This window comes from Staphylococcus sp. CWZ226 (assembly GCF_018986355.1).
In the GTDB taxonomy this organism is placed as follows: Bacteria; Bacillota; Bacilli; order Staphylococcales; family Staphylococcaceae; genus Staphylococcus; species Staphylococcus simulans.
In genome coordinates this window covers 1-23,450 of record NZ_JAHMSB010000016.1, presented here as the reverse complement: position 1 = coordinate 23,450, position 23,450 = coordinate 1, and the positions used below count along the sequence as shown (strand labels likewise).

Here is a 23,450-nt window from a genome sequence, read left to right as displayed (position 1 = left end):
GGTCTGTTCAAAATCAATTCCCATAAGATTATCTTACTTAAATAGTAGTTAATTTCCATAAACTTTCCATTTTCAATGGTAAATGCCATCTCCAACTTACAAAATTTTCTATACCATACATCGCCACATTAAGCTTGATACATTTAAAATAGTTCCGTTTTCGTGTAATTATAAATTGATACATATAAACTATTTTTTAGATTTTAATGGTAATAATTAAGAATATTACATAGATTACAAATATTACCGTTGTTAAACAATAATGGAGACCTTTATAAAGTGAGACCTATCAACTTTTTCCTGAGTTTTTATAGTGCTTGTTATAAAATTGTCACATTTGCCTGTATATTATGACATTTTAATTATTTAATGCTAATTGATAGGTTTTAACTAAAATCTATTACATTTTTCTAACAAATAATAAACATTCTTACATTTTAGTAAAATTAGATTTTTTTAATATTTGATATGTTAATCTGTTCGGGGATAAAAAAACGAGGTGAAAATTTTGTTATTAGTAATCATATTTTCCGCATTGATTTTAGTACTTGGCATTCGTGAAATGCATGTACATAGAAAACGTATCAAACAGATCCCGATACGTATCAACATTAACGGTATTCGCGGTAAGTCCACCATTACTCGATTAATCTACGGCATCTTACGAGAAGATAACTACCAAGTTATTGGTAAAACAACAGGAACTGATGCCCGAATGCTGTATTGGTTTGATGAAGAAGAGTATCCAGTCGTTCGTAAACCTCAAGGCCCGAACATCGGAGAGCAAAAGGATATTTTGCAGAATGTCATCGACAACAAAGGTAAAGCCATCGTCAATGAATGTATGGCCGTCAATCCAGACTATCAAATCGTCTTTCAAGAAAAGCTGTTAAAGGCGAATGTGGGTGTCATTGTCAATGTCATGGAAGACCATATGGAAACTTTAGGTCCGACATTAGATGAAGTGGCAGAAGCATTTACCGCAACAATTCCTTATAACGGAAAACTTGTCATCATGAAAGACGATTACACAGACTTCTTTAAGAAAGTCGCAGATAAACGCAACACTGAAACGATTGTCGTGGACAGAGATAAAGTTGAAGAAGATTTACTTAGAAAATTCGACTATATCGTCTTCCCTGACAATGTCGCGATTGCGATGGGTGTCGCAAAAGCAATCGGCGCCAATCCAGATGTCGCAATTGAAGGTATGTTGAACGCACCGCCTGATAGTGGCGCAGTACATATACACTACTATCATAAGAACGATACTAAGAACATCTTCGTTAATGCCTTCGCCGCAAACGAACCTCAGTCATCTAAAGCGATTCTCCAAAAAGTAATCGACTACAAATATCCCTATGAAAAGAAAGTCATTATTTTGAATTGTCGTGGTGACCGTTTAGATAGAACAAAACTCTTTGCTGAAGATTTCATTACTGACGTAGACTTCGACACGTTGATTTGTGTCGGCAAGAGTACGCAGCTTGTGACAGAAGTCATGAAATCTCAACCAGATAAAAAATACTTGAACTTTGAAGGAAGACCTTTCGAAGAAGTAGAACAAGCAATCTATGAGGAATCCAAATCGGCACTAGTTTTTTGTGTCGGTAATATTCATGGTAACGGCAAGAAAGTCGTGAATTTATTAGAAGGGATGGATTAATTTTGGTAGGTTCAGAGCTGTATTTCTCATTATTTGTAGGTATCGTACTCAGCTTGATATTCGCTGAGAAATTCGGTATCAATCCTGCAGGGCTCGTAGTACCTGGTTATTTAGCTTTAATATTTGATCAACCTATTATGTTGCTGTCAGTACTGATTATCAGCTGTCTGACATACTTCATTGTGGCACACGGTATTAGTAAAGTTGCTTTACTTTATGGACGTAGAAAGTTCGCCGCAATGATTTTAACCGGCATGATTATAAAATTCGTTTTTGACTTGATATATCCACTGACCCCCTTTGAGGTCGTGCAGATATCCGGTATCGGTATTGTCATTCCAGGCATTATCGCGAATACCATTCAAAAACAAGGTACAATCACTACGTTAGCTTCATGTATGCTGCTGACTTGTATCACGTACGTCGTGTTATTCGCATATAGCTTTATCAAATAAGAAGGAGTTAGAGTATGGCTAACAAGCAACGTTTCAATATAGAGAATTGGATTTTAAAGAAATCCAAAAATCAAAAGAAGCATAATTCTAAATACATGTTAGTTGTGTCTATCGTTGCGCTGATACTACTCATAACGCTCATGGCCACTGCTAAAACACATAAGGTCGATGTCTTCGCTAAACATAAAGATGATATTCACTTAGCTTACTTCGGTAATGTCAATTTGAATAAATACATCAGACAAAGTGACTTAGATGATATGTTCGACCCCATTCACAGCATCATTAAAGAAAGTGATTATGCTTCAACTAGCTTGAATATCAATCGCGTATCTAAAAATCCATCTAAGAACGTCAAAAAGAACTTAGATAATATCGCATTTATGAAATCACTTGGCTTTACAAATCTTAATTTGACCAACAACGCAGTAGACCTCGCAGATATGAAACAAATTGAAAAACAAGCCAATCAAAAATACGGTTATAACTTTTTAACCGGTAATGGTTCAAACCCATTAAACAGTAAAGTATCTCATAAGACGATTCATGGTAAGAAAATTGCGACTGTGTCATTTACAGACATCAACTCAAAATATACGAATGCGAATAAAGCCACAACATCTATCGCTTTAGATCCGAAAATCTTTGTTCCATTAGTTAAAAAACTTAAAGAAGAAAATGACATGGTTGTTGTCAATGTAGACTGGGGTATTCCAGATGAACCACATGTCACAAGCCGTCAGAAGACTTACGGTCACGCCCTAGCAGAAGCAGGTGCTGATGTGGTCTTAGGCCATAATACAGTGATTCAAAAAATTGAAGAACATCAAAATACACCAATCTTCTACAGTTTAGGTAATGTCACTTCAGATGATTTCTTATCTGAGAATAAAAAAGGCTTAGCGGTTCAACAATCATGGGATGGAAATCGCAGTGACTTCATGATTACACCGATTAAGACTTCAGGAGATAAAATCACCAAAGATAATATGAACGTCATAGAAAAAACAAAATTAAAAAATCGTATTTCTCACCCATCCATCAAACTTAAAGATACTAAAGGAGGCTACTATTATGAAAATTAAGAATTACTTATTATATGCGGCTATTGTATTGATCATCGCCAGCATTTTCTTAATGATTATTCTCAGCAATGCGAATGAACCTTTAGATAAATATGAAAAACATGATTTAAAAACTGAAAAACACGTGTCTTTCAATGGAGGTCATACCTTCCATGAACATTTATAGTAAAAAGGTACTGACAGTTATATTTATCATCACATTGCTGGTATCTACTGTCTTCTACTTTGTAAATAAAGAAGACCAAGTCGATAAAGATGAACTTTATGAAAATAAATTAGCCTCTCAAAATCATAAAGACGCTAAAAAGAAATACGGTGTCGCAACGAACAATAAAATTGCGAGAGCTGTCGGAAATAAAATTATTCAAGAAGGCGGGAACTCAGCCGACGCAGCTTACGGTGTTGCTTATACTTTAGCAGTTACTGAACCTTACGCTGCAGGACTCGGCGGTGAAGGTACGTCATTGACGTATGATGGAAAAAAGGGGTCCAAACCTACTGTCTATGACTACAACACAGTTTCTGGCTATAACTATCAAAAAGGCGACGAAGTCGGTGTACCTGGTTTTGTTCAAGGTATGCATGACATGCACGAAAAAGAAGGTCATATGAGTGAAAAGAAAATCTTAAACTATGTTATTCCACTTGCTGAGGACGGATTCCAAGTCAACACTGACCTTGCAAAACTCCTTTCTAAATATAGTGGGAACTTAGATAACAACTCACCTTTCTTTAAAAAAGAGGACCAAGTCGTACAAAATGGCGACGTCGTTAAACAAGAAGCTTTAGCTAAAACATTAAAAGGGATTAGAGATCACGGTCCAGATTATTTCTATAAAACACAAGGACCAAGCATTGCTAAACAAAGCGGGAGTCATTTAAGCGAGAAAGATTTCACTGACTATAAAACACAAACGAAACAACCACTTTCAACTAACTATCTGAATAACCAAGTCTATACATCACCTAACCCAACCAGCGGTATGCTGACACTTCAAGGTCTGAAAATTGATCAGTCTATCAACGGCAACTTAGGTGAAGAAAAACGAAATGACTTTATTGAAAGTGTTATCGAAGCAAGAAATGTAAACTTTAAAAATAGATATTTAATCAATGATCAAGCAAAAAATGACACTAAACATACAGGAGATCATTATTTATTAAAACGTGCTGAAAAGTACAAGAACATTAAAAATCAATTCGGTTTACAAGGACAAGTGAATACAGCTGGTTCACACTTTGTAGTTGTTGATAAACAAGGCCGCATGACAAGCTCAACAAACACACTCAACAACTTCTTCGGTTCTGGCGCTTATACGAAGCAAGGTTTCTTTATGAACAATGCTTTAAAACGTTTCTCAGATTCACCAGATAGTGATAACCATGGTGACAAACATAAATCACCGCGTTCATTCATCTCACCTACCATTGTGGTTGGTAAAGATTATTACTTCGGCGGCGGTACACCAGGTGGTAATAAAGTACCGACTCTTATGCAAGAAAACTTATCTAATTACTTACGCGGTAAAGATTCACTGCAAGAAACAATTGATAAGCCGCGCTTCTATAATGACGGCAAAGATGTCTATTATGAAGACGGCATGAGCGACCAAGACCTTAAGACGATTAAAGACTTAGGTTACAATCCTAAAAACAGCGCAGACAATCCAAACTTCGGCAGTTTCCAAGGTGCAACTTACTTCAAGAAAGACAAGAAAACAGAAACAGGACATGATGTTGAAGTAAGATAATGTGAATTTATTGCTGTATCAATTGTAAAGTTAAACCCATCACAAACAAGGGACTGAGATGACGACATAAAAGTTATCTCAGTCCTCATTTCTTTAAAAATCTATTGACTAAAGGAGGCTGAACATAATGCGACGCGATCATCCCATGCTCAAACGTTTTCTATTGATTTTACTCTTGAGTATTGCACTAACTACACTAGTTTTTATTCCTTTCTTTATGAATGCGGCAAAAGGCATTGCGTTCATTAGTAAAGGCGATGGGTTTTCACAGTTAGTTCCTTTCCAAAAGTATTTATATCATCAATACACACACTTCAGAAGCTTTTATGATGTTTCATTCGGCTTAGGCGGAGATTATACAAAAGGCTTATCTTATTACTACGCAACGTCACCTTTATTATTGCTATACTTCGGCATCGTATATATTGGTGAACAACTCTTTAATCTGCCTGCGCACAGTATACAATTTTGGGCTGCCAACCAGATTTTCTTGAGTTATATTCGTGTAGTATTCACAGTCTTAACAAGTATCTATTTCTTTAGATACCTTAATTCCAACCGTTTCTTCGTCATACTTGCAACGTTAATGTATGCAATTTCTGTAGTGACGATTTACTTTAACTTTACCTGGTCATTTTATGGTGACGTACTAATCTTGTTGCCGTTATCGTTATTAGGCTTAGAACGTTTCTTTCAAGCGCGCAAAATCGGTTTATTTATCTTTGCGATTGCGGTCACGTTATTCTCTAATTTCTACTTCAGTTATTATGAGTTTATTATTCTAAGCTTTTATACTTTATATCGCATTATTTGGCCATACCATAAAGACATTGTCCAACGCGTACAGAAGCTTTATCTTTTAATTATTGCGGCAGTACTCAGTTTAATGATCGCAAGTCTCGGTTTTTATACAGGCGTTTCAGCAGTTATGGCTAATGACCGTCAAATCAATCCAAACTTAACACTTTCATTACTCATTGATTTCAAAGAAAAATATCATATGTTTTCTGACGGCTTTTACATCACAATTTCAACACTGACATTCATCGCCTTATTTGCATTTAGATTATATAAGCATTATTTCTATCGCTTATTTGCGATTTTAACTTGGATTATGCTGATAGGATCACTAACACCTTATTTCGATAGTTTCTTTAATGGCTTTTCATTGCCTGCACGCAGATGGGTATATATTTTAGGACTTTCATCCAGTGTCTTGATTGCGTTATTCTTACTTCATCTTTCTGAAGTCTCTATCAAGCAATACCTATATACAGCCCTTGGCTGTGTCGTTGTCATGTTATATATGTATACACAATACGACGGTAATAATACATGGATGTGGGTCACACTGATATTAATAATTTTCCTATTTATCTGTTTGTATCAACCACACTTGTTGAAGCGAAAAGCCACCAACATCGCAATTGTTTTACTGGTATTCATTCAACAATTGGTAATGATACAAAATTATCATGATACACATATGTCTATTTATGAACGTCCGATTGCTTCTATGAAAGAAGACAATTACAACAATGCTAAACTGCAACATAAATTTGATCAGTTGCAACGAGAGAAAGATCCATTCAGTCGTATTGAATATCTCTCATTCCCTGCACAAAACTCACCTTTAATTTATGGCTTTAGAGGAATCGCACTATACTCTAGTCTGTTTAATGGAGATATTTTAAATTACTATGACAAAACAATGCAGATTGCACAGCCGATTGATAAAAATAGTAACTATCGCTTTTTAGGTAATCGCGCGAACTTAATGGCATTGTGGAACGTACAAGACCGCTTCAAAAACCCAATCGACCACAACCGCCCTTATGGCTTTGAACCGCAATCCACAATTAAAGGAAAGAAAAATAAATACGAACATTCATCATCAACGATTGATTACCCTGCTACCCACATCACAGATAAAGTTTATGATAATAAAAAATTAAAAACACCGATTGAGAAAGAACATGCGATGTTAAAAGGTGTCGTCCTAGATGACGCTACACCAGCGACTCACAAAACAGAACATAACATCAACTATAAAGACCAAATCCAGGAAGAAGCTGATGATGCACGCTGGAATAAAACAGACAAAACCTTAAAAGTTAAAGAGAAAAATGGCGGCATTGATTATACCCTTCCAAAATCAATGACTGATAAATATAAAGATTTATATTTTGAAATTGAACTCGAGCTACAGTCACCAGATAAACCACACCGAGTTAAACTAAATGAATTCACGCAAAACCGCAGTTCACTCGGTTACTCTTATCGTCGTGTGGTTAATCCATTAACTATTCGTATCAAAGCCGATGATAAAGTGCGATTAAACTTACCTAAAGGAAATTACCGTTATAAACTTAAAGGTGTCTACGGTGAAGATTATCAAGCATTGAAAACTGCATCACGCTCAGTTGACCGTGTCAAAATCAAACCTACATCTCACGGCTATACCTTTACAAAACAACCACAAGATCATGGTTATTTAGTCATCCCGACACCTTATGAAAAAGGTATACATGCGACAATTGATGGTAAAGAAGCAGAAGTGAAAAAAGGTAATGGTATTGAAACAGTCATTCCTGTTAAAAAAGGTCAAAAACACATTCAGCTTTCTTACACACCACCTTATCTTTATCCACTTTTAATCCTTAGTGGTATTGGACTGATTCTGGCTATCGGCTTTACTCGGTTTGTTCGTCATAAAACTAAATAACTTCATTTAATATCGAATGATTCACTAAAGAAGCAGCGGCCTAAAAGGTGCCGCTGCTTCTTTATACATATTCATTAACTTTTTAAGACTCATTCAAAGCGCTATTAATACTGTCAGTGAATGCAGACATACGGTCTGTCCAATTTGCCGGATTTTCACGGCTTGGACGAGATGCATCGCTATTTTTAAAGAATTGGTTCGCAAATTGATTATTCAACTCAATTTGTACCCCTGCTTTTTGTTGGTTTTGATTCGTAATATTATTTAAATTACGCCCTGCAATATTACCTGTCGCTTCTGTGACATCAAAACCTTCTGATCTTAACGACGTAGTGATGCGTTCTCGTAAAGCATCATCTCGTCCTCCTACATAGATATCATTACCAGAACGTGCTGTTTTATGAATAGTCACTGTCTTTTTCGACTCATGAACCATGGCTTGTGCTTTAGGTTCATCATAATTTGCGGATGTGACATGCAGTTCTTTATTATTTATTGGACGAATACCTTTAAATGTGTAGTAACTCGCATTATTTTTATTCGCAATTTCATATGCGATTTCACTTGTACCTGGTTCAATACCACCGCCATGTGGTGCAACGATAAGTGTATCATTTGTGCCCTTACTTGTTTTGATCGTCCAATCTTTACCCTCTTGTGTAGCTTGTTGCAGTTGCGTCATCGATTGATATTTATCTGAAGCACTGAACGTTACTGGAGATAATGTCAACAAACTAACCATAGCTATCGAAACCACACTCGCTGAAATCAATATCGGATTCTTTATCTTTCTCATTCTACAACACCTCTTTTTATCGCTCTTTCTATATAATTATCTCCTTTCCTAAGTTCACTTAATTTCCGCTTTAAGCTTATCCATACTTATTAATCCCTTTAGTAACAGTGTAACCTTCTTGAAATAATTTAATCATATTTTTTGTGAAAACATTATAATCTTAATTAAATATTAAATCCGGTAAAGCAATTGAGCAAAATAAAATTTAGCATGGCTTTTTTAATACAGTTAATTTTCTCAAGCTAGTTTAACCTTAACATTTTATCCTACATTTTTATGCAATTTGCTTTAAATTTATAATTTAAGGGTAGTAATAACTAATGACATATCTCCTGTGATTCACTTCATTAAAGTGCTGCTGCGTTAATCGACGATTTCGCAACTGCATTTTAAATTTTTTTAATTTTTTTCTATACTTAAATTATCGGTAAAATGAATGTGTAATTTAAGTTGTCAGAATTATCAAAACAGTTGGTATGACTTACTTTGTAGCACTTTCTGAAATGACATTGTATTTTCAGAAAAGACAAAAAGAGGGTGAGTTCAAGCATTTTGTCTGTCAATTGTTTGTTGAAAGCGATTTCATTTTTATGTATTATGACACTAAAGATATAAAAAGGGGCTGGTTTATATATGCAAGGAGAAGAGAAAAATGGGCAAAACGTAGAACAACAAGCACAAAATGAAAAGAAACCAAAAGCCATAGGAATTTGGCCGTCATTATTTACATTGGGGTTAATGATAGCGGTCATGTTATTTACAGTCGCAGTATTAAAGAAAGAACCACATATTCCACTGATGATTGGGACAGCAGTGGCTATCGGGGTTACAATGTTGCATGGCTATAAGTTCGACGATGTCGAGCAGATGATGTATAAGGGGATCAGACATGCTTTACCTGCGATTGTCATCATTATTTTAGTCGGATTGATTATCGGATCATGGATTGGCAGCGGTGTCGTTGCGACAATGATTTATTATGGTCTACAGTTGATTGATCCACGTTTCTTCTTAGCAGTAGTCGTCTTACTGTGTGGTATTGTCGCATTAGCAATCGGAAGTTCTTGGTCTACCATGGCAACTGTGGGGGTTGCTTCAATGGGGATTGGAATGAGTATGGGAATTAACCCAGGTATGGTAGCAGGCGCTGTCATCTCAGGCTCATATTTTGGAGATAAAATGAGTCCACTCTCTGATACAACAAACTTAGCATCAGGATTAACGAAAGTAGATTTATTCGAACATATTAAACATATGACTTATACAACAATCCCAGCACTTGTGATTTCACTCATCGCATTCTTTATTATTGGGATGCAGTATGGTAATCGTAATTTCGACGCTAAAAATATTGAGAAAATTCTATCAACGATGCAGAATGAATTTGTGATTTCACCTTGGTTATTGTTAATTCCTTTAGCTGTTATTGTATTAGTAATGTTTAAAGTACCTGCCATTCCTGCCATTTGTGCTGGTATTATCTTAGGATTCTTCGCACAAATTTTTGTACAAGGCGGTTCTTTAACAGAAGCACTGACTGCACTTCAAACAGGTTATACAATGGAGTCAGGCAATAAGATGGTGGATGAGTTATTTAACCGTGGTGGTTTAGAATCTATGTTCTATACAATTTCACTGACACTCGTCGCAATGACATTCGGTGGTGTCTTAGAATATTCAGGTATGTTAGATTCACTCATTAGCATCATCTTACGTTGGGCAAAGAATACAGGTTCATTATTAACATCAGTGATTCTATCTTGTATCGGTACAAACTTCACTTGTTCTGAACAATATATTTCTATTATTGTACCAGGACGTATGTATGCACAAACTTTTGCGGATAAAGGTTTACATCCTAAGAACTTATCACGTGCGTTAGAGGATGGCGGTACACTGACTTCTGTCTTCGTACCATGGAACACATGTGGTGTGTTTATCGCATCAACATTAGGTGTCGGCGTAATGCAGTATGCGCCATTCGCATTCTTAAACTTCTTAGTACCAATCATTTCTATTATCTTCGCATACACAGGTTATAAGATTGTGAAGTTGCCGAAAGATAAACGTGAAGGTGTGAAAGCTAGAAAAAAGAAAGCCACTTTGCCTAACGATACGAACTTAGCATAAAAATTATTTGAATTTTTAGAAATCTAATAACAGATAGTTTAACACCCTCGTGTTGATGACACGAGGGTGCATTCTGTTTTCTATGATTTAAGACGTTCGCTAAACGTTTCAAATGATATTTGACCTGTCGCTAACTTTTCATATTCAACACGCATTTGTTCATTTTTAGATAGCGGACGTTCATATAAGGCTTCAACACATGTCGCTTCGTCTTTTAACGGTTCGTATAATGACGTTAACGTTTTAAACACTTCATAATAACGCAAGCCGAATCTTCTTAATGATTGTGCATTAAAATGAATACCGTCTGGATTCATTGTTAACCCTTTTGAAGTGACAAAGTATGTGTCTGGCACTTGTTGCGGCATAGTTTGTAAAATATGGTTGATTTCTGCATGTTGTGTCAAAGTACGACTGAAACCTTCTGCATGTGTTAAATGATCTAACCCACCTATGATGAAAGGTACATGAGGCAGATCAAGTTCCTTTCTGACATGTGCAATCACATTTTTTAATTGTGATTGATACACTTGATATAAATCCTGATTACAGTCGTTTTCACCTTGGTGCCATAAGATACCGATAATTTCACTCGTTTCTTGCGCAAAACGTGCTTCAGAAAGTGCATGGCGCATGAGTACACTTCCAGGTTGCCATTCTGAAATAGCACTGCCGCCTTCAGCACAAGGGATTAAGCCGATAGATTCATTGGGATGGTCGATTGACCAAGCTTGCGCAAACGCACTCGCCAAACCGACACCTGCTAAATGTCTATCAGCGTGAATCGGTTCACCCATCATTTGCCATCTGCCATTTCTTAAGACATGGATATGTTCATTAATAATGGCTGGAACTTCATTTAGAAAGCCTCTGCCTGCCATATTGGATTGGCCCAATAAAAGAATGGATTTCATAATGATACCTGCTTTCTATAGTTTGATTCAGTTTCATTATAACAAGTATTTCTATTCTTTAAGTAGAATTAATTTTTAAAAGAAAACGTTTTCCTTAATAATTTAAACCGCTTCGCTTATCTTATAAGTTGAGGATTGATAGAATGGAGTGGTATTCTATTTTCAAAATAAAATAACAGAACGTGCTTTTAGTGTTAGGAGGAGTAAAAGAATGAATAAACCCCATTTAGTGGCACCTGAAGATTTCAATATTGTCTCTGAGATTGAGAAGTACGCAAAAGATAAATCAAAAGTTGCGATCATCTTTGAAGATAATGCAGGTGGAACAACAGAAGTAACTTATGATGAATTAATTCGCAGCGCAAATCGCATTGGTAATTTATTTAAACAACATGGTTTGCGTAAAGGTGATACATTACTCATTAAAATGGAACGCAGTATTGAAACATATGAAGTTTATATTGCGGCATTGAAATTAGGTGTCGCTTTAATCCCAGCATCTGAAATGTTAAGAACGAAAGACTTGCAGTACCGTATTACACACGGTGAAGTCGATGCAGTCTTGTCTATTGCGTCAGGGGCAGATGAATTTGAAGGCGTAAAAGAATATGATGACTTAACAAAATTCATTATTGGGGATACTAAAGAAGATTGGATTAATGTCGAAGAAGGCAAAAAAGAAATGAGTGAGGAATTAGACATCACACCGACAAAACGTGATGACGTCGCTTTCTTACCTTATACATCAGGTACAACAGGCAATCCTAAAGCTGTTGTACACTCACATGGCTGGGGTTACGCACATATGCAGATGGCACCGAAACATTGGTTGAACATCAGTGAAGGTGACATTGTATGGGCCACTGCCGCACCTGGTTGGCAAAAATGGGTATGGAGTCCATTCCTATCTACAATGACATCCGGCGCAACAGCCTTTGTGTTTAATGGTCGCTTCAACGGCACAGTCTATTTAGAATTACTCGAAAAATACAAAATCAACGTACTTTGCTGTACGCCGACTGAGTACCGTATTATGGCCAAACTCCAAGATTTAGGTAGTTATGACCTATCTCATCTTCATGACGCTGTATCAGCCGGAGAACCTTTAAACCAAGAAGTTGTTGAGAAATTCCAAGATACTTTCGATATCACAGTACGTGACGGTTACGGTCAAACAGAAAGTACTTTAGTGATCGGTTTATTAAAAGATGTTAAAGGTAAACCTGGTTCTATGGGTAAAGCTATCCCTGGCAGTGAAGTCACTATTATTGATGATGAAGGTAACTTAGCTGAAGTCGGAGAAGTCGGCAATATCGCTGTTCCAGTCGATTTACCTGCATTGTTCAAAGGTTACTTCAAAGAGCCTGAACGTACACAAGAACGTATCGTCGGCAACTATTTCATGTCAGGCGACTTAGCTAAAGTTGATGAAGATGGCTACTTCTGGTTCGAAGGCCGTAAAGACGATATCATTATCAGCTCTGGTTACACAATCGGACCATTCGAAGTGGAAGATTCATTAACGAAACACCCTGCAGTTAAAGAATGTGCAGTGGTCGCAAGCCCACATGAATTACGTGGTAATATCGTAAAAGCCTTCATTATCTTACAAGATGGCTATGAACCAAGTGATGACTTAGTGAAAGAACTTCAAAATTATGTCAAATACGATGTCGCACCTTATAAATATCCACGTGCGATTGAATTTGTTGAAGAATTACCAAAAACTAATTCAGGTAAAATCCGTCGTGTTGAATTACGTGAAGCAGAAATCGAAAAATATAATAAAAAATAAAAGCAATACACCTTACATCCCTGTCATTCGGCGGGGATGTTTTCATGTTATAAGGATGAAGGAAAGAGAAAATATACTTTTTATTTCCTGGGTTATAGCAATCAAAAATAAAGCCTCTGAAGTGACTTGTGTGCCACTTCAGAGGCTTCTCTATCTCTCTACTATTCAATTAGATTATTAGTGTTCTTTCATATCCTAGTTAAAGCATGATAGTAACTTAGCTCATTTCTTTTTTAACTACCGCTTTAACACGGTCAATATCACCTGAAACGTCTATATCCGGTTTCTTCGTGAATTTAGAAACAATGATTGTTACTAACACACTGGCAATCACACCAGGGATGATTTCATATAAGTTGAAGAAGTCATTTGTTTCACCTAATGGTTTTGCGAAGACAATCCATAAAATTACAACAACTGCACCAGCGATCATACCACTGATTGCACCTGTACGACTTAAACCTTTCCAGTAAAGTGACATTACAACAAGTGGACCGAATGCGGCACCGAAACCTGCCCATGCATTACCTACTAGGTTTAAAATTGTGTCGTTTGGTGACCAAGCAATTGCGATAGAAATAATCGCAACAACTAATACTGATAAACGACCTACTAATAAGAATTCTTTTTGATGTTTCTTCGCAGCTTCTTCACCACGGATTAATTTGTAGAAGTCTTCAGTCAATGAGCTTGATGTTACAAGTAATTGAGAAGAAATTGTACTCATAATCGCAGCCAAGATTGCAGCGAGTAAGAAACCGCCGACTAATGGGTGGAATAAAATTTGACTCATTAAAATAAATAATGTTTCTGGGTCTTTTAATTCAACGCCTTTATCTTGAATAAACGCGATACCGATTAAGCCCACGAATACTGCTCCAATTAAGCTGACAGCCATCCAGCCGATACCAAAACGACGTGCTGTTCTTAATTGTTTAACAGTTTTAATACTCATGAAACGCACGATGATATGAGGTTGACCGAAGTAACCTAAGCCCCATGCGAAGAATGAGATAATTCCGACAATTGTTGTCCCTTTGAATAAATCTAAGTTTGTCGGTTTTAAATCTGTTACTGTATTGAATGTGTCTAATCCATTTAATTTAAGTAATTCGACAATCGGAACCATAATCATCGCAATCAGCATAATCACACCTTGGAAGAAGTCAGTCAGTGATACTGCTAAGTATCCACCAAAGAATGTATACGCGATAACGATAACTGAAATTAAGATTAATCCTAAACGATAATCCAATCCGAATGCACTGTCGAAGAGTTTACCGCCTGATACCATACCCGCATGTGTGTATAGGGTAAAGAATACGACGATAATGCCTCCTGAAATAATTTTAATCAAGTTAGAATGGTCAGCAAGACGATTCTTGAAGAAGTCTGGCAACGTAATTGCATCACCAGCTTGTTCTGTATATACACGTAATCTCGGTGCTACTACGAAGTAGTTGATATATGCACCAAGTGTTAAACCAATCGCAAGCCACGCAGCTGAAAGTCCAGTAGTATAGACCTCACCGGGTAGTCCCATGATCATCCAACCACTCATGTCGGATGCCCCTGCGGAGAGTGCCGTTACGTATGGCCCAATGCTACGGCCGCCCAGCATGTATTCACTGACATTTCCTGTTGCTTTCTTATAACCATAGTAGCCGATGACTAATAAGATTAAGAAATACAAAGCAATCATGATATACGTTTGCCAGTCTGGGTGTACCTGTTGTCTCAGTGTTGCTCCTAAAGTAAACATGTCTAAAATAAACATCCTTTCAAATTATTTGGAATAAAATGTACGGATCGTTCTTAGGCATAGCAATGACAAGGTTCAGAATCTAAATCAAAGTTACAAAGCCAAGATGACTTTGAATAACTCCCCATTCACCCTGAAATCTTATTTTAATTAACTCATTGCGCACAACTTCTAAAAGTATGTCCCCACATACTTACCCCTAATGAAGTACTTAATCTATTCAAAAAAGCAGCTAAAACAATTCTCCCAAGTTTCGTAAGCAAATGCCTTTGTTTATGTAACGTTGTATCAAATAGTATTTATACCGCTTTTTTTAACTAAGATATTTTCATATACCCTACTTTTTAGATTAAGAACATTTGAGTTAACTAAAATATTAACCTGAAATCCTTTATCCCTTGCAAAAAATTGCTTTTAACTTTTTAGCAAAGATGTTTCTTAGCTTAACACAATGATATTTTTACGCAAATTTAAGTCGGCAAAAAAGCCACTTTCTCGCCCATTTTAGACATTTTTTTATCTGCGTTCGTCACTTAAATACCAACGGTTACAGCGAAATCTAAAAAAATTTTCAAAAATTTTTCGTTTGACAGCGTTTTCTAGTTGTAATCAAATTCTAATATAATTTATTTATCCTTCTAAAATGCCCTCATTTCAACCCTTAACAAACTTAAAGTAATTGTAATATTCAGAATTCTAATTGAAAATATTTTACACTGTGGTAATATATAACCGGATTACACAAATACTGTCATTGAGCATTGCACAGTAATAGATGGTTACTTACTATCTCAAAAGTAACTCAACATCTTTTATGACAGTATCATGTGTTGTAGTACCTAAAATAGATGAACTTCTAAAACTGAAAGGAGCATTATTATTATGCGCACAGCCAAAAGTATAGGCGACACCAGAACAGAATCAGACGCATCAAATAATAACAGAGATTTAATTTTAGGAAAGACAAGAGACACATTAAAGCACTGTGATCAAGATATAGTTAAACTACTTAGCCAAAGTCAACTACATTTAGAAGCCATCCGAGAGTTTATCAATCATACAGCAACAGCTGTTCAGGCATTAACAAAAAATAAGCGTGTTAAAACAGGCATCATTCTTACAGAAGGTGTCCGAAAAATTTTAAAAACTGCTTGCGACATTCAACCAGAGTTATTTAACACACAGCTACAACAATCAATCCCTCTCATACAACGTCACTTAAGAAGAGAAGTTTCAGAACATATTAACTATGAAGGCAAGATTCTTAATGGTCTTGATTTCGATGAAGTAGAAGACATTATACGCAACTTTAAAACTGAAGGCGTAGAAGCAATTGTGATTTCATTTTTACACAGCTATCAAAATAATGATCATGAACGCGCAACAAAATACTATATCAATAAATATCATCCAGAATTTACTGTCACATATTCTACTGAATCAATTGAACACCTTCATACAACTTAAGCAAAAGCATTTGAAACTTATTTAGTCTACACATCGACTTTACTCTATTAGAGTATTAATCAAATGAAATATATAAATGGTATAGGAAAACCATGTTTCATCTCAGTTATGAAACATGGTTTTCTTATGCTTATTCCAACTGGAATCTACACAATTCCAACAATGTGCTGCCAATAAATTTTAGACATCCCTTCTACTCACCTCAGACAAACCTCAGTCTGTCTCTTATCTATCCAATACCACTATGAAATCCATACTTATGTATAAAAAAGCAGTACCTCCTACTTTAAGGAAGCACTGTTTTATTGTGTTATTGCTTATTTTTCATTTAATTTCAAAGTATCCGCTGATGCTTTACGTACTTTGTTTAATAACTTCGTATCCTCAATTAATGATTCGCCATAAGATGGAATCATTTCTTTTAATTTGCCTGACCATTGTTCTAGGTAGTCAGGGAAGTTTTGTTCAATGATTTCTAATGCGACTGATACTGAAGTTGAAGCCCCTGGTGATTCACCTAACATTGCGACTACAGTGTGGTCTTTAGAGTGAACGACTTCTGTACCGAATTGGATAAAGCCGCGACCATGTTCTTGTGTATCTTTGATTACTTGAACACGTTTACCTGCAATGTGTAAATCCCAATCTTCGTCTTTCGCATCTGGTACGAAACGACGTAATTCTTTCATACGGTCTTCTTTTTTCATCAACATTTGTTGGATTGAATATTTAACAAGTGATAAGTTTTTAACCCCAGCAGCTGCCATTGTTAATAAGTTATCACGATTCAATGAACGGAATAAGTCTAAGTTTGAACCGTGTTTCAAGAATTTAGGTCCGATTGCTGCGAATGGTCCAAATAATAGACTTTCTTTTCCACGTACATAACGACGGTCTAAATGCGGTACCGTCATTGGTGGTGTGCCTGGCGGCTCTTTACCGTAAACTTTCGCATCGTGTTGTTGTACAATTTCCGGTTTATTACATACTAAGAATGCACCACTGATTGGGAAACCGCCTAAGTTTTTACTTTCTTCAATACGTGTTTTTTGAAGTAATGGGATTGCGGCACCACCAGCACCGATAAAGATATAGTCTGCCACATGTGTTTCAACATTGTCAGTATCTAAGTTACGTACTTCTACTTCCCATTTCTTATCAGCACGTTGTTGGAATCCAACTACTTCGTGACGATAGAAAAGTTCTGCATTGTTATGTGTTTCTAAGTTTGAAGCTAATTTACGTGTTAACTCACCAAAGTTAACGTCTGTTCCTTTATCAATCTTACTTGCCGCAATCGCTAAGTGTGGAGAACGGCCTTCCATCATTAAAGGCATCCATTGCGCAAGTTTATCACGATCTTCAGTGTACTCAATATCAGAGAACATTGGTAAATTTTTCAATGCTTCATAACGTTTCTTCAAGAATTGAACATTTTTCACACCTTGAACGAAACTGATGTGTGGTAATGGCGTGATGAACTCACGTGGGTTTTCAATCGCATTCGTTTTCACTAAATGTGACCAGAACTGTTTTGAAATCTCAAACTGTTCATTAATTTCTTTCGCTTTTTCCACATCAATTGAACCATCTGGTTGTTCAACCGTATAGTTCAACTCACATAATGCGGCATGCCCAGTGCCAGCATTACTTGTATCATAAGAACTTTCCAACCCAGGACCATCTAAGCGTTCAAATAACTTGATGTTCCAGTCAGGTTGAATCTCTTTTAAAAATGAACCAAAAGTGGTGCTTAATACCCCTGCACCAATCAAAATAACGTTTTTTGATTCTGCTTGACTCATTTCTTAACCACCTTCCTCAAATTAAATGTCCGGTCATCTGATGACTTAAGACGTAATGATTTACTTATTTATCTTAAACTATCTCACACAAAAACTAAAACATTATGTTTATGAATTATTTGCTTAAAACGAATAAGCGTAACTTGTTACACTTTTATGATAAGTGATATTCATTCTCACTGTCAACACGCAATATAACGCACTTAACAATTAGGAATGAAATCACATCACTTACGATATAATGCACTGTCTTTTAATAACGTATGATAGACTGAAATTATGAACTCTAAAATGAAGAGAGGAGTCACATCATGTCTAAACAAAATGACGATTATATTTACTACACCGATGAATCAACCAACCCTGAACATTACATAACACCTAACGAAACACATGAACCAAACAGAAAAAAATCAAAGCGATCTCATCCTGACAACATACGTCCAAAAGGCAGACGTTGGCTCAACATTATCTTATGGATTGTCTTTATGTTTTTATGTACGACACCAACACTTGTCGCAATGTTTTTAATCGGATTTGTCGCTATGAATCCCCATGGTAATCTGCTCGCATTCGCAGGTATTATTGTAGGCTACGTCATTTGGTCAGCACTAGTTATCTGGTTACTCGTCTGGTATTACCGTAAAAAAGGTTATGAAAGTTTAAAACCCCTTGGTTTTGTAGACATTGCCTGGAATATTCTATATTTCATCGCCACACGTATTTGGACTGCACTATGTGTTGTCGTCATGGCAGTGGTTTTTGGTGAACAAGGTTCAGAAAATGATGAATTACTGTTAAAACAAGTTCAACATCTACAGGACTTCACAAATCCGATGATTGTGATTGCACTCATCTTATTCGTGTTCCATCTGACATTTGTCGGACCATTTTTAGAAGAAATTACCTTCAGAGGTATTTTCAAAGAAACGATTTTCTCTAGATTCTCATTCTGGTTGCCGATGCTGATTTCTTCAGCTATTTTTTCAATCAACCATGCCAGCACCAACATCGTAGGTTTCTTACTTTATATGGGAATGGGTGCTTGTTTCTATCTTGCTTATCAACGCCGTCGCAATCTTTGGGACAGCTATATGGTCCATGCGTTAAATAACGGAACCGCAAGTATCGCGATTATTATCGGTTTATTATTAATGTAGTGAGCTATGATTGATTTAAATATTCTATATGTATACACAAAAGGAGCACCTTAATGGTTGCTCCTTTTGTTATTCAGTTATCTATCAATTAATCTTCCACTTTAATCACAATCTTACCTTTCGCATGACCTTGTTCTGAATAATCGAGTGCACGTTGCGTATCATGGAATGGATAGACCTTATCAATGACAGGTTTGATTTCGCCTTCTTCAATAAGGTTCGTAATTGTACGTAATTGCGCATCACTCGGATGCATTAAGAAGAATTCATAATACACATGATGTGCTTTCGCAAGCTTACGAACATGACGAGACAAATACCAAATACCTGCACGTTTTGCTAAATTTAAATGCCAGGTATCTGCGAATTTCATAGTCGGCGGTCCGACTAGTGAGGCAATAGATCCGCCTGGTTTTAATATCGTAAAGGCTTTTTCTAAGTTTTTGCCACCTAACGTATCAAAGACCCCATCATAATTAGATAAGACATCCCAGAAATTTTGTTGTTTATAATTAATAATTTCATCTGCGCCGAGTGATCGAACTAAGGATTCACCTTTTTCACTGACAGTCGTCGCGACATGTAAGCCCATCACACGGCCTAATTGAATCGCAAAGGTACCAATACCGCCTGAACCCGCTTCAACCAACACTTTATCTCCTGCTTTAAGATGCATGATTTCATGGAAAGCCTGATAGCTCGTTAAACCAACTAACGGAATACTCGTCGCTTCCACAAAATCTAAGTTCTTCGGCATCAACGCAATATCATACTGATTAATCGCAAAATACTGCGCAAATGTTCCCATATTATTTTTGCCAGGTCGGCCGTATACCTTATCTCCGACTTTAAAGTTTCTAACGTCTTTCCCTACTTTCTCCACAACGCCTGCCAAATCATTACCGAGTACTAGCGGAAATTTATGTTTCACGACTGCTTTTAAATCACCATCACGTGTTTTAAAATCTACTGGATTCACACTAGCAGCTTTCACACGTACTAGGACCTCTTCTGGACCAGACTCTGGTACAGGTAAATCAATCATCTCAACAGGTTGTTTCCCATACTTTTGAACAGCCATAGCCTTCATTGTTTCTGACATATTTTCCAACTCCTTCGTACTTATAACGTTTATCTCTTACATGAATGTTATCCTTCTATACCCGCCTCCCCACGTTGACTATGCATTGAGCGTAAATAAAAGCACCGCTTCACTCTCTATCGTGTAGCGGTGCTTAACCTTACGTTATTCATTTAACGTTGTTTCAATGTTTGTTCAATGGCTTGAAGTTTATCTACAAACTGCACAATTTCCTCAGTACTGAAATGTCCTTTTAAACATTCACTGACAATCCAAGCCATTTTTTCTTTGACTTCTTCTAAAAATTGAATGCCCTCATCAGTCATTTCCATTAATTTAATACGCTTATTATCTGAAGCTGCTTGTTGTACCAGCCCCATTTTTTCTAGTTTATGAATACGTTTAGAAGCTGCAGTTTTAAAGATATCTTGTAAGTCAGCAAGTTCATTAATCGTTAATCTGCGATGAGAACGGATCATAATTAAAGCTTCTAATTGCTCTCGTGAAATCATATGTTTCAATCCTGTTTCTTGAAGCATATCTGAAATGTATTTATTGATATTCATTAAACTCAAATCAAATCTAGTTAATGCTTCTTTCATTTCGTCATTCATGATTGTCCCTCCAACTTATTGCGCTTCACTCACATTTTATCATTAGTTGAATTTCATTTGGAATAGTGGTTTGCCACGTTTGTTAAACCAGATTAATACTAGATATTGAATCAACATCGCACCTAACGCAATACCAGTAAGGATTGCGGCTACAAAACCGAAAGTAAAGTGGCCTGCATTCGTAAAGATGGCTTCACGGAAGCCTTGAATCGCGTATGACATTGGTGAGAATGGGTGGATGAAACGGAAGAATGCGGCTGACATTTCAATCGGGAACATTCCTTCACTTGAGCTTAATTGCAGTACTAACAATAACATCGCTAAGAATAAACCGACACGATCTAATAATAGTACGAGTAAAGAAGTTACTGCGATTGCCGCAATTGCCCATAAGAACATGACTGTTAAGAACTTACCTATGTTTTCAATATCTAAACCGAGTCCGAATTTCACCCATAGACTTAACATGATGGCACTGAATGAACCTTGTAAGACATATAAGAACACTTTACCTAACCATTGTTTCCATGGTGCGACATCTTGACGTAATGTTTTAGTTAATGGATAAATTGCCGCAAAAGATACAGCACCTACAAATAAACCTACACTTGCCATATAAGGTAAAACTGTTTCGCCATAGTAATCTGCTTTAGTGATATTGTTTTCTGTTACTTTCTCAATATCATTCAATGCTTGTTCATTTTCAAAATGGACATTCGTTTGTTTTTCTACTGCTTGATCAATTTTTTGTTTAAGCTGTTCATTATTTTGTTGAAGCTGTTGTATGCCTTGTGTCACTTGTTCATTACCTTGAACTAACTGTTCACCTTGTGCGCCTGCCATAGGTGCCATTTGTTTTAAACCTGCAGTCACCTGTTCATTACCATTAATTAATTGCCCTTCTGCTTGAGACATTTGTCCTAAAGCCTTCGATGTATCTGTATAACCTTGTTTAGATTGTTTATTAGCCGCAAATAATTCATCTAAGTATTCTGCACGCACTGTATTGCGAATCGATTTGGTTACAGTATCAATCGCTTTTTGTGCCGCTTGACTGCCTGTATAACTTGAACCTGGGTTCACTTGTGTTTCTAACTCAATTTTCTTTGGATTTTTATTTAATAATGTTGTCGCATTTTTAGATGCATCTTCTGGAATAATAATTGTTCCGATAGCTTTGCCGTTCTTTAATTGTTTTTTCGCTGTGTCTATAGATACTTCTTGGAAATCGAATTTTTTATTATCTTTAAGTTTCGATACGACTTCGTCTCCAATATTGATTTTCTTGCCTTGAAGTGTTGCTGCTTTATCTTCATTAACAATAGATATTTTCAATTGGTCTGTCTTATCATATGGATTCCAAATTGACCCCACAAATAATGCTACATAAATCAGAGGTAATAAACCAATCGCAATTAACGCAACAATTAACATCTTATTATTTTTGATAAATTTTAACTCATTAAACATAAGTAACTCCTTCTCCTTTATAGTACACCCCATGTACTATGATACTTTTTAAAACGTAAAAGCTTGATACCCCAACACTTTTACGCATTTATTTTCCATTATTGATTTGTTATTTTAAATGGTACACCCTGTGTACGTTTTCTAATATTAAACCCATTGTTGACGATTGTCAACAATAAAATACACATTTTTTCTCTTTTTCTTTTCACTCTTAAATATACAAGCTTTCATAATGTTTACTTAAATCGACTTCATTTCAAATGACTCAAACAAGGTAGATGATTCATTACACACTCGCTTCAATTATTTAATCATATTTTAACAATTTTATGTTATTCTAATTTTAAAGTTAATCACGCATATAAAGAGAGAGGTGCTGATTGAATATGAAGAAACGCTATGTCATCGTTCAATATCTATTAATCATACTTACAGGAATATTGTTACTTAATAGCTTGTTTAATCCTGATCAGATAATAAAAAGTTATATCAATATCGTTCTTTTTATTTGTGTAATGTTATTAGCATTGATTGCTTGGATAGTCGGACGTTTTAAACATCCTAAGCAATGAACGCTATAGTATTAACTACCAAAAATGAAGTTGATTTTTTTGAAGAAAAAAAGAACGTCTAACTATTTAGACGTTCTCAGACTGTCGACAAAGTCCTACGGACTTGTCGGCATTTTTTATTTTTTAACATTTTACATAATAACCTTTTCCCCATTTCTTGTATAATGATAGTAATAAGATAATGAGGTGATAGTATGCTAAA

17 protein-coding genes are annotated in these 23,450 nt (G+C 36.1%); 10 read left to right on the top strand and 7 right to left on the bottom strand.

The annotated features are described in order from the left end of the window. Positions 1 to 508: 508 nt before the first annotated feature. From pgsB to KRR19_RS11170, 6 genes are all read left to right on the top strand, one after another. Positions 509 to 1,666: a poly-gamma-glutamate synthase PgsB gene (gene pgsB / locus KRR19_RS11195; RefSeq protein WP_002480094.1), complete on the top strand. Its 1,158-nt coding sequence runs from the start codon at positions 509 to 511 to the stop codon at positions 1,664 to 1,666. 2 nt (positions 1,667 to 1,668) lie between these two features. After that, on the top strand, positions 1,669 to 2,121 hold the full coding sequence (pgsC, locus tag KRR19_RS11190) for a poly-gamma-glutamate biosynthesis protein PgsC (RefSeq protein WP_002480095.1): 453 nt from the start codon (positions 1,669 to 1,671) through the stop codon (positions 2,119 to 2,121). Positions 2,122 to 2,135: 14 nt separating this feature from the next. Beyond that, positions 2,136 to 3,206 carry a CapA family protein gene (locus tag KRR19_RS11185; RefSeq protein ID WP_002480096.1) on the top strand — a complete coding sequence of 357 codons (1,071 nt, stop codon included), beginning with the start codon at positions 2,136 to 2,138 and terminating at the stop codon, positions 3,204 to 3,206. Beyond that, on the top strand, positions 3,196 to 3,372 hold the full coding sequence (locus KRR19_RS11180; protein WP_002480097.1) for a hypothetical protein: 177 nt from the start codon (positions 3,196 to 3,198) through the stop codon (positions 3,370 to 3,372). Before KRR19_RS11185 ends, KRR19_RS11180 begins: the two co-directional genes overlap by 11 nt. Then, positions 3,359 to 4,957: a gamma-glutamyltransferase gene (locus KRR19_RS11175; protein WP_002480098.1), complete on the top strand. Its 1,599-nt coding sequence runs from the start codon at positions 3,359 to 3,361 to the stop codon at positions 4,955 to 4,957. The genes KRR19_RS11180 and KRR19_RS11175 overlap by 14 nt, the downstream gene beginning before the upstream one ends. 127 nt (positions 4,958 to 5,084) lie before the next feature. Continuing rightward, positions 5,085 to 7,682, top strand: coding sequence for a YfhO family protein (locus KRR19_RS11170; protein ID WP_216733635.1), 2,598 nt, complete (start codon positions 5,085 to 5,087; stop codon positions 7,680 to 7,682). 82 nt (positions 7,683 to 7,764) lie between these two features. Here the strand turns inward: KRR19_RS11170 and KRR19_RS11165 are convergent, their stop codons facing one another. Then, the gene (locus tag KRR19_RS11165) at positions 7,765 to 8,478 is read right to left on the bottom strand and encodes a poly-gamma-glutamate hydrolase family protein (RefSeq protein ID WP_002480100.1); all 714 of its coding nucleotides are present in this window, start codon (positions 8,476 to 8,478) and stop codon (positions 7,765 to 7,767) included. A gap of 633 nt (positions 8,479 to 9,111) precedes the next feature. Between KRR19_RS11165 and nhaC the strand changes: the two genes are divergently transcribed. Further along, positions 9,112 to 10,608: a Na+/H+ antiporter NhaC gene (gene nhaC / locus KRR19_RS11160; RefSeq protein WP_002480101.1), complete on the top strand. Its 1,497-nt coding sequence runs from the start codon at positions 9,112 to 9,114 to the stop codon at positions 10,606 to 10,608. Between the two features lie 80 nt (positions 10,609 to 10,688). On the opposite strand, the gene KRR19_RS11155 is transcribed toward nhaC, so the two are convergent. Then, on the bottom strand, positions 10,689 to 11,522 hold the full coding sequence (locus KRR19_RS11155; RefSeq protein ID WP_002480102.1) for a sialate O-acetylesterase: 834 nt from the start codon (positions 11,520 to 11,522) through the stop codon (positions 10,689 to 10,691). A gap of 211 nt (positions 11,523 to 11,733) precedes the next feature. On the opposite strand from KRR19_RS11155, the gene mbcS reads away from it, so the two are divergent. Next, positions 11,734 to 13,317: an acyl-CoA synthetase MbcS gene (gene mbcS, locus KRR19_RS11150; RefSeq protein WP_002480103.1), complete on the top strand. Its 1,584-nt coding sequence runs from the start codon at positions 11,734 to 11,736 to the stop codon at positions 13,315 to 13,317. Between the two features lie 217 nt (positions 13,318 to 13,534). On the opposite strand, the gene putP is transcribed toward mbcS, so the two are convergent. Next, the gene (putP, locus tag KRR19_RS11145) at positions 13,535 to 15,079 is read right to left on the bottom strand and encodes a sodium/proline symporter PutP (protein ID WP_216733634.1); all 1,545 of its coding nucleotides are present in this window, start codon (positions 15,077 to 15,079) and stop codon (positions 13,535 to 13,537) included. An 882-nt stretch (positions 15,080 to 15,961) separates the two neighbouring features. Between putP and KRR19_RS11140 the strand changes: the two genes are divergently transcribed. Beyond that, positions 15,962 to 16,546 carry a hydantoinase/oxoprolinase N-terminal domain-containing protein gene (locus tag KRR19_RS11140; protein WP_002480105.1) on the top strand — a complete coding sequence of 195 codons (585 nt, stop codon included), beginning with the start codon at positions 15,962 to 15,964 and terminating at the stop codon, positions 16,544 to 16,546. A gap of 317 nt (positions 16,547 to 16,863) precedes the next feature. Here KRR19_RS11140 and mqo read toward each other — a convergent pair whose 3' ends face one another. After that, entirely contained in the window at positions 16,864 to 18,351 is a 1,488-nt protein-coding gene (gene mqo, locus KRR19_RS11135) for a malate dehydrogenase (quinone) (protein WP_002480106.1), read from the bottom strand. A 311-nt stretch (positions 18,352 to 18,662) separates the two neighbouring features. On the opposite strand from mqo, the gene KRR19_RS11130 reads away from it, so the two are divergent. Further along, entirely contained in the window at positions 18,663 to 19,511 is an 849-nt protein-coding gene (locus tag KRR19_RS11130) for a CPBP family intramembrane glutamic endopeptidase (protein ID WP_002480107.1), read from the top strand. 88 nt (positions 19,512 to 19,599) lie between these two features. On the opposite strand, the gene KRR19_RS11125 is transcribed toward KRR19_RS11130, so the two are convergent. The 3 genes from KRR19_RS11125 to KRR19_RS11115 form a co-directional block, all read right to left on the bottom strand. Beyond that, positions 19,600 to 20,601, bottom strand: coding sequence for an NADP-dependent oxidoreductase (locus tag KRR19_RS11125; protein ID WP_216733638.1), 1,002 nt, complete (start codon positions 20,599 to 20,601; stop codon positions 19,600 to 19,602). Positions 20,602 to 20,765: 164 nt separating this feature from the next. Continuing rightward, the gene (locus KRR19_RS11120) at positions 20,766 to 21,206 is read right to left on the bottom strand and encodes a MarR family winged helix-turn-helix transcriptional regulator (protein ID WP_002480109.1); all 441 of its coding nucleotides are present in this window, start codon (positions 21,204 to 21,206) and stop codon (positions 20,766 to 20,768) included. 42 nt (positions 21,207 to 21,248) lie between these two features. Next, a complete protein-coding gene (locus tag KRR19_RS11115) occupies positions 21,249 to 22,676 on the bottom strand; it encodes a YhgE/Pip family protein (protein ID WP_216733633.1) in 1,428 nt (475 codons plus the stop codon). Positions 22,677 to 23,450: the final 774 nt, after the last annotated feature.

What these genes read in the sequence shown, in the direction of transcription:
- KRR19_RS11115 (WP_216733633.1), bottom strand. Translation starts at nt 22,676, where the DNA reads ATGTTTAATGAGTTAAAATTTATCAAAAATAATAAGATGTTAATTGTT.
- mqo (WP_002480106.1), bottom strand. Translation starts at nt 18,351, where the DNA reads ATGAGTCAAGCAGAATCAAAAAACGTTATTTTGATTGGTGCAGGGGTA.
- mbcS (WP_002480103.1), top strand. Translation starts at nt 11,734, where the DNA reads ATGAATAAACCCCATTTAGTGGCACCTGAAGATTTCAATATTGTCTCT.
- KRR19_RS11140 (WP_002480105.1), top strand. Translation starts at nt 15,962, where the DNA reads ATGCGCACAGCCAAAAGTATAGGCGACACCAGAACAGAATCAGACGCA.
- putP (WP_216733634.1), bottom strand. Translation starts at nt 15,079, where the DNA reads ATGTTTACTTTAGGAGCAACACTGAGACAACAGGTACACCCAGACTGG.
- KRR19_RS11120 (WP_002480109.1), bottom strand. Translation starts at nt 21,206, where the DNA reads ATGAATGACGAAATGAAAGAAGCATTAACTAGATTTGATTTGAGTTTA.
- KRR19_RS11155 (WP_002480102.1), bottom strand. Translation starts at nt 11,522, where the DNA reads ATGAAATCCATTCTTTTATTGGGCCAATCCAATATGGCAGGCAGAGGC.
- KRR19_RS11170 (WP_216733635.1), top strand. Translation starts at nt 5,085, where the DNA reads ATGCGACGCGATCATCCCATGCTCAAACGTTTTCTATTGATTTTACTC.
- nhaC (WP_002480101.1), top strand. Translation starts at nt 9,112, where the DNA reads ATGCAAGGAGAAGAGAAAAATGGGCAAAACGTAGAACAACAAGCACAA.
- KRR19_RS11185 (WP_002480096.1), top strand. Translation starts at nt 2,136, where the DNA reads ATGGCTAACAAGCAACGTTTCAATATAGAGAATTGGATTTTAAAGAAA.
- KRR19_RS11175 (WP_002480098.1), top strand. Translation starts at nt 3,359, where the DNA reads ATGAACATTTATAGTAAAAAGGTACTGACAGTTATATTTATCATCACA.
- KRR19_RS11125 (WP_216733638.1), bottom strand. Translation starts at nt 20,601, where the DNA reads ATGAAGGCTATGGCTGTTCAAAAGTATGGGAAACAACCTGTTGAGATG.
- KRR19_RS11130 (WP_002480107.1), top strand. Translation starts at nt 18,663, where the DNA reads ATGTCTAAACAAAATGACGATTATATTTACTACACCGATGAATCAACC.
- KRR19_RS11180 (WP_002480097.1), top strand. Translation starts at nt 3,196, where the DNA reads ATGAAAATTAAGAATTACTTATTATATGCGGCTATTGTATTGATCATC.
- KRR19_RS11165 (WP_002480100.1), bottom strand. Translation starts at nt 8,478, where the DNA reads ATGAGAAAGATAAAGAATCCGATATTGATTTCAGCGAGTGTGGTTTCG.